This window comes from Streptomyces sp. NPDC054841 (genome assembly GCF_053611045.1).
In genome coordinates this window covers 1-6072 of record NZ_JBSGZO010000489.1, presented here as the reverse complement: position 1 = coordinate 6072, position 6072 = coordinate 1, and the positions used below count along the sequence as shown (strand labels likewise).

Sequence of the window (6072 nt, the reverse complement as noted above, 5' to 3'; positions counted from 1 at the left end):
GTGGCCGGGGCCGTGGTCGTTCGTACGGAGGGGCTACCGGCTGAGCTGCTCCACCTTGGTCGCAAGCATCGTGATCGCGCTCGCGAGGTCGGCCCGCTCCCACGGGTTCAGCTTCGGGCTGTGCTGCCAGAGCGTCATCTCCAAGGCGTCATGGGCCCGCTGGATGTCGGCCCGGCGCACCGAGGCGGCGGTCGACGCCCATTGGAGCTCGCGCAGCAGCCACAGGCCCCGCTCGCGCTGCTCCGCCAGCTCCTCCCGGACGGTGAGAGCCGCGCGGCGGGCGGGCTCGGTGCGCTGCTTGTGTGCGTAGAGGTGAGCGAGCCTGCCGCCGTCCGTGCAGCGGGTACGGCCGGGCCGCCTGCAGACCGCGCAGCCCTTGCGGTGGGCCTGGTAGAGCCTGAGCGCGGCCCTCGCGTCGAGGAGCGGCGCGAGGATCTGGGTGACGGCCGGCGCGACCGCCGTCTTCGGCTTCCGCATGACGCGGTTCGAACGGCGGCCGTCGGTCTCCGCGACCCCGTCCTCCAGGCGCCGCCACCAGCCCTCGATCTCCACGTCGATGACCACGAGGCGGTTGCTCCCTGGGCAGCGGCGCGGGTCCTCGGTCCCGGCCTTCTCCGTGTGGTGCGGGACCAGCTTCGGCTTCGGCGTCCCGGGCTTGTAGATCGGAACCCAGGTCCTGCAGCTCGGGCAGATCAGCGACACGCAGGCGGGCCGAAGGTCGTACTCCTGTGGCTTGAGGGTCGAGACGGCGAGGGCGGAGAGGTCGCTGACGGCGCGGGTGCGAGTCCGGCGCAGCCGCTTCCGGGCAGTGGGTTCAAGGGTCGGAACAGACATAGGGAGTTCCTCACGTACGGAGTGGCAGGGGTGCGTCGCGGTGCTCTCTCCGCCCTCCAGGCCGCGCGGCGAACCGGCATCCTGCAGAACGGACAGCGCATAGCGCTGCGACGTGCAGCAACAGTCGAAACCGGAGGAGTTAGAAGTGCCTCAGACTCCGGACCACCGAAGTGGCGACTGCTGCGGTGGTGCTTTGCGGTGCTCCCGGAGGATCACCGCCGCTTCCATACATCAGGTTGCCTGAGGTACCCTCAGGTGTCAAGCGGTATAGTGAGGCACCTGGACGAGACAAAGGAGGCGAGGCGAAATGCCCGGGCCACCCCGAGCCGACAACCGGCCGCCGTACGCGCGCATCGCGGGCCACTACCGCGACCTCATCAGCTCTGGGGAACTCTCGCCGGGTGACCTGCTTCCGAGCATCAGGGCATTGGCTGATGAGTGGAAGGTCAGCACGGCCACCGCCGACCGTGCCATGAAGCTGCTGCGCGACGAGAAGCTGGTCCAGGGCATCCCGGGTGTCGGTACCGAGGTCATGGGGCGCCCCGTGTCGCTCTCCTCCGGATCCGAGCGCCATGACCGCAGCGGAAAGACGCAGTCGTCGTGGGGCAACGGCGAGAAGTCGAGCGGCCACCTCGCTGGCGTAGTGCCTGCCCCTGAGGACGTCGCGACGGTGCTTGACATCGAACCTGGTGACGACGTGATCCGCCGCAGCCGTGTCTACCGGGATGCTCACGGCATCGTCTCCCACTCGACGTCCTGGATCCCGTCGGAGTTCGCCCAAGTGCTCCCCGGGCTGACGCGAAGCGAGCGCCTCAAGGGCGGGCTGTCGCTGGACCTGATCGCGCGGGCCACGGGACGGCGGGTCGTGAAGCGCGTAGACGAAGAGACCGCGCGCATCGCCACAAAGCAAGACCTCGAGCTCTTGGAGCTGAAGGACGGCGCGGTGGCAGCGATCCTGGTGCTCACCGCCAGATTCCTGGACGCCGACGGCCAAGTTCTGGAGTACGGAGTCGACTTGGGCGCTCCCGGCCGCACACGACGGACCACGTCGGACGTGGTGCGGTGATCGCCCACGGCGTCGTCGGCCGGGACGACACCCTCGTCAACAGCCTCGAAGCCCGCCTCGATGAGCTCCTTCGCGCTCAGCGTGCCGACACCCTGACTCTGGAAGGACGATTCGAGATCAGCCGCATCTCCGCAGCTCTGTCCGGCCGGCCCGGGCCCGCGCCCCGTGCGATCCTCATGGCCGGGATGCCGGGCGCCGGCAAAACGACTCTGGCTCGCGCCTTTGAGCAGGCCGGGATGGTGCGCCTCTGCCCGGATGAAGAGATGTTCCGCCGCTACGGCCACTACGGGCGCGACTTCCCCCGCGGGCAGTTCCGCGTCCGGGAGGCACCCGTCCTCAACGACATCTCCATGGAGCTCCAGGAGCACCTGGCGGCCGGGCGTGACGTTGTGGTGGATCACGGATTCTGGACCCCGGAGGAACGCGCCCAGTGGGCGGCATCCGCGATGGAGGCCGGCGGTACGCCTGTGCTGATCTATCTGCCGGTGCCGCATGAGGTGCGCTGGGAGAGGATCCGGGAGCGCAACGCCAACGCGCTGGTCGACGCGAACAGCATCGAGTTCAGCGAGGAGGACCTGCGACGCTTCGCAGGCCGTTTCCATCCGCCGACCACCGAAGAGCCGCACATCGTGTACGACGGGAAGCCGGACAGCGTGCTGACCGCGCTTGGTCGAAAGCGCGAGGTGACAAGGTGACGGTCGCGTCGCGCAGGCCGAAGCACAGCGCGAGTGGCTGCGCCTGGACACCTGGAAGGAGACCGGCAGGCTCCAGGGCTACTACCTCAGCTGCGGCTTCCAGCACTTGCGCACGGTTGAGGCACAGGGCTGTTTCAGCGGTGCACTCTCCAGTGCGCTGTCCGGCAAGTCCGCCGCATCGGCCCCATTTTGACGACTCCCGACCGGGCGCGTCACCGCCCAACCCCCACAGCCGATCGAGAGGAGAATGCCCCGCATGAACTCCGCAAGCCACCCGTAAATGGGTGACGGCCGCCCTGCGCGAACAGGTGCGGCCGTCGAAGCGACTCCCCGCCGGCAAGCAACGGAGTCGTGGTCAGCGCAGTGACCGCGCTGGGTGCCTGGACACAGGGCCCATCGGACACCGACATCAGAATAGACAAGTTCGCTGGCGAAGCCCAGTACGGGTTCCAGCTCGGTGGTCCGCGTCACGTTGATCAGCTGATCCCGGCTCCCTAGGAATCTAGGGACCAACGTGCCAATCCAGCACATCCCCGCAGCCCGTGTTGCTGCATCATCAGGAGCTCCGCTCGCCCGTCGGCGCGCGGCCGCAGTGGGCTTGCCAACGCATGGCTTACCCACACCCGGCTCAGATGGGCAAGCCTCTCACCTGCTCTCTTCGTGGTCTGGGCAAGCCTTCGGGCAAGCTAGCGTGAGGAGGCTTCACGGCACAACATCCAAGAGGAGGTGTGCCGTGCTCGACTGCCGTCAGGCGGAGGGCCCACGCAAGGGAGACACCACTGGCCGCTGGGCGGCGATCGGGCGCCGGTCGGATGGCCCGCGGTCCAGCAGCGTAGCGAGGGCCCCCGCTACACGGTCTGAGCCTCAGCGCGCCTCGAGCACGGCCACGGTCGATCAGGATGGTGTTGTTGTCCATGGCGCGGGGCCTGCGCCAGCGACCATCTTCCTCGAGTGCATGGTCGTCAGGGCGCCGGAGGAGGCCCGATGACCGCTGCACACATGGGCCTCGTGTTCGCGGCCGAAGGCCTCGACGGTGCCGAGAAGCTGCTGCTGCTTGCCTACTGCAATCGCACCGACGATCACGGCTACTGCTGGCCGGGACAGAAGCGGCTCGTCGACGACTGCGGGACGTCGGCCGCCACGGTCAAGCGCGTCAAGAAGTCGCTGATCGACAAGGGGCTCGTCAGCTCGGTACGGCGCGTTGACCCGGTCACGGGTGAGCCGATCACGAACCTCACGCGGGTGAATCTGCGGCTTCTGGAGCAGATGGCGCGGCCGAAGACGGCCTACGACGACAACATCATCGAGCAGCTCACGTTCGCCGAAGGCACCCTGCTTCCGGCGAAGCGAAAGAAGGCCAGGACGAGTGCCTCTGACCAGGTGAGGGCTCAATCTGAGCCCGACCCTGATCTGCTGATGGCTCAAGATGAGCCCACCCCAGGCTCAACTTGGGCCCAAGCTCGGTTCAAGATGAGCCCAACCCCGGCTCAAGATGAGCCACTAACCCTCATTCATCCCTCAGAGAACCCGCAGACACCCCTCCGTCCTTCCGGCGGGCCTTCATCTGCGGGCCCTGTGGAGCGGGATGGAGGGATGGACGGAAGCGGCCGCGGCATCGAGGAGCAGAGCCTGCGCGAGGACGTAGCAGCCGAGTCGTCAGCGACGCCGGGCGCCAGCCAGAAGACGGTGCGGACTTCTCCGGGCGTGGACGTGCTCAACGCGATTGCGCGGGAGTGGGGTCCCGAGTTCCTGCTGACCGGAAAGATCCTTTCTGATCAGGCTGCGGTTGTGGATTCGATGCTCACCGCGGGCTGGACCCCGACGCAGATCCGGCACGTCGTTGTGGGCCCCGGGTGGCCGAGCGTGATCAAGACGAGCCGCGAGGCGCTCATTGCTGCTCGGCTGCGCCGTGCGGCCGACGGTCCAGTTCCTGCAGCTGCGCCGGCCATTCCAGCTCCGTCTGCCCCGGATCGCGGCGAGTCCTGGGACAACGGGATTGTGGACGCGGGCGCGACATGGACGCCGCCCGCGTGGACGGGCGAGGTGCTGCACGTTCTGGCCGAGTGCAAGGACTGCGGAAGTCCGGCCCTTGCTGATGGACACGACATGTGCCCGGCATGTCTCGGCTGGCCTGAGTGCGTTGGCAACTACTGCGGGATCCCTGGTACTTCGAAACGGCGCGTACGGCCTGCCGAGCCGACCGGCATGTGCTCGGCATGCAGGGAGAGGCACGGCAGTCTCGCGGAAGGCATCGAGGTGGCCCTACGGGAGATGGCCATGCAAGGGCCTGACGGAGGTGCCGATGCCCCGTTCTAAGAGGAGAACGTGTTTCTGAAGCTCGGTCTATCGTTTGTGTAGCCCTCTTCGGTGACTTGGCAGCCTGCCGGGGCTGTAGTGGTGGTGGGGTACTTCCAAACCCCACGCAGGACCGGGATTCGCGTGAACCGGGCACGGGTTTCTGCCGTAACTATGCAGGGGTCCTGCCGAGGGAGCCTCGACATGGACAATCTCGTGGCTGCGCAAGGTCGTGTAGCCATTGACGGCAAGGAGAGCGAAGTGCCTGATCAGCTTGTACCGGTTCCCGCCCCTGTGGATACTTACGAGCTTGTTCCACTCGGCTCGCCAGCGGGCTGGTACAACCTTGATCATCTACGCGCGGTAGAACCCCGACAGGCCCGCCCCACCCCGGGGCCCGTCCCATGGGCACCGGGCACCATCGGTTGGCGATCCTTAGGGAAGCTGTGAGGCAAGTTGGGTGAACGTGCCCCGGGGGCGTCGGTCGTCAGCCCATGAGCTGACTTTTCCTCTCCCAGCTGTCTGTGCGGGGGCCTTTGCGGGCCAGGCGTCTGGTCATGAGGGTGATGGCGGCCCAGGTGATCAGGGTCTCGGAGTGCTGGACGAGCCGTTCGTACCGGGCATGCCGGCGGGCGTGCATCATCCAGGCGAGCGATCTCTCCATCGTCCAAGCACACTGCGCTTATAGGTAGTCAAAGCAGTGAGCGGACGCCGATACTGACTTCAGCTCGTCAAGGTGAGCTGAACCGGATTTTGTAGCGGCCCTGAAGCCAGGCATGATCGCCTCGGCAGATGGGAGAACACAGGTCCGATGCCTGCACCACGGAAGTACCCGGACGAGCTGCGTGAGCGGGCCGTCCGCGAAGTCCAGACCTCCGGTCGACCGGTCGCCCACGTGGCCCGGGACCTCGGCATCCACAAGGAAGCATTGCGGGGCTGGGTCCGCCAGGCCGAAGCCGACCAGGGCAGCCGGCCCGACCTGCTGACCACCGCCGAGCGGACCGAACTCACGCAACTCCGGAAGGAAATAGCCGAGTTGCGGCGAGCCAACGAGATCCTCAAAGCCGCCTCGGTGTTCTTCGCGAAGGAGCTGTGCGCCACGAGGCGCGATGTTGATCGAGAGGTGGTGAAAGACCACTTCCGTCGGGTCGTCGTAGCGGCCTGATTGAAGCTTGGGGGCAG

General features: G+C 67.1%; 5 protein-coding genes and 1 pseudogene. 4 read left to right on the top strand and 2 right to left on the bottom strand.

Going from position 1 to position 6072, the window contains the following annotated elements; translation table 11 throughout:
• Positions 1-33 precede the first annotated feature (33 nt).
• Positions 34-834, bottom strand: coding sequence for a hypothetical protein (locus ACWGI8_RS37420; RefSeq protein ID WP_453667894.1), 801 nt, complete (start codon positions 832-834; stop codon positions 34-36).
• Positions 835-1141: 307 nt separating this feature from the next.
• Between ACWGI8_RS37420 and ACWGI8_RS37415 the strand changes: the two genes are divergently transcribed.
• From ACWGI8_RS37415 to ACWGI8_RS37405, 3 genes are all read left to right on the top strand, one after another.
• Positions 1142-1900 carry a GntR family transcriptional regulator gene (locus ACWGI8_RS37415; RefSeq protein ID WP_453667893.1) on the top strand — a complete coding sequence of 253 codons (759 nt, stop codon included), beginning with the start codon at positions 1142-1144 and terminating at the stop codon, positions 1898-1900.
• Positions 1900-2595 (top strand): AAA family ATPase, encoded by a 696-nt coding sequence (locus ACWGI8_RS37410; RefSeq protein WP_453667895.1) that lies wholly within the window; start codon positions 1900-1902, stop codon positions 2593-2595. Before ACWGI8_RS37415 ends, ACWGI8_RS37410 begins: the two co-directional genes overlap by 1 nt.
• Before the next feature lie 984 nt (positions 2596-3579).
• Positions 3580-4911 carry a helix-turn-helix domain-containing protein gene (locus ACWGI8_RS37405; RefSeq protein ID WP_453667892.1) on the top strand — a complete coding sequence of 444 codons (1332 nt, stop codon included), beginning with the start codon at positions 3580-3582 and terminating at the stop codon, positions 4909-4911.
• Positions 4912-5395: 484 nt separating this feature from the next.
• Here ACWGI8_RS37405 and ACWGI8_RS37400 read toward each other — a convergent pair.
• A pseudogene (locus tag ACWGI8_RS37400) lies at positions 5396-5560 on the bottom strand (IS5-like element IS4811 family transposase); the annotation flags it as partial.
• A 141-nt stretch (positions 5561-5701) separates the two neighbouring features.
• Here ACWGI8_RS37400 and ACWGI8_RS37395 point away from each other — a divergent pair.
• Positions 5702-6055, top strand: coding sequence for a transposase (locus tag ACWGI8_RS37395; RefSeq protein WP_453667891.1), 354 nt, complete (start codon positions 5702-5704; stop codon positions 6053-6055).
• Positions 6056-6072: the final 17 nt, after the last annotated feature.

Coding starts and splice junctions, on each gene's coding strand:
- ACWGI8_RS37420 (WP_453667894.1), bottom strand. CDS start 834: ATGTCTGTTCCGACCCTTGAACCCACTGCCCGGAAGCGGCTGCGCCGG.
- ACWGI8_RS37415 (WP_453667893.1), top strand. CDS start 1,142: ATGCCCGGGCCACCCCGAGCCGACAACCGGCCGCCGTACGCGCGCATC.
- ACWGI8_RS37405 (WP_453667892.1), top strand. CDS start 3,580: ATGACCGCTGCACACATGGGCCTCGTGTTCGCGGCCGAAGGCCTCGAC.
- ACWGI8_RS37395 (WP_453667891.1), top strand. CDS start 5,702: ATGCCTGCACCACGGAAGTACCCGGACGAGCTGCGTGAGCGGGCCGTC.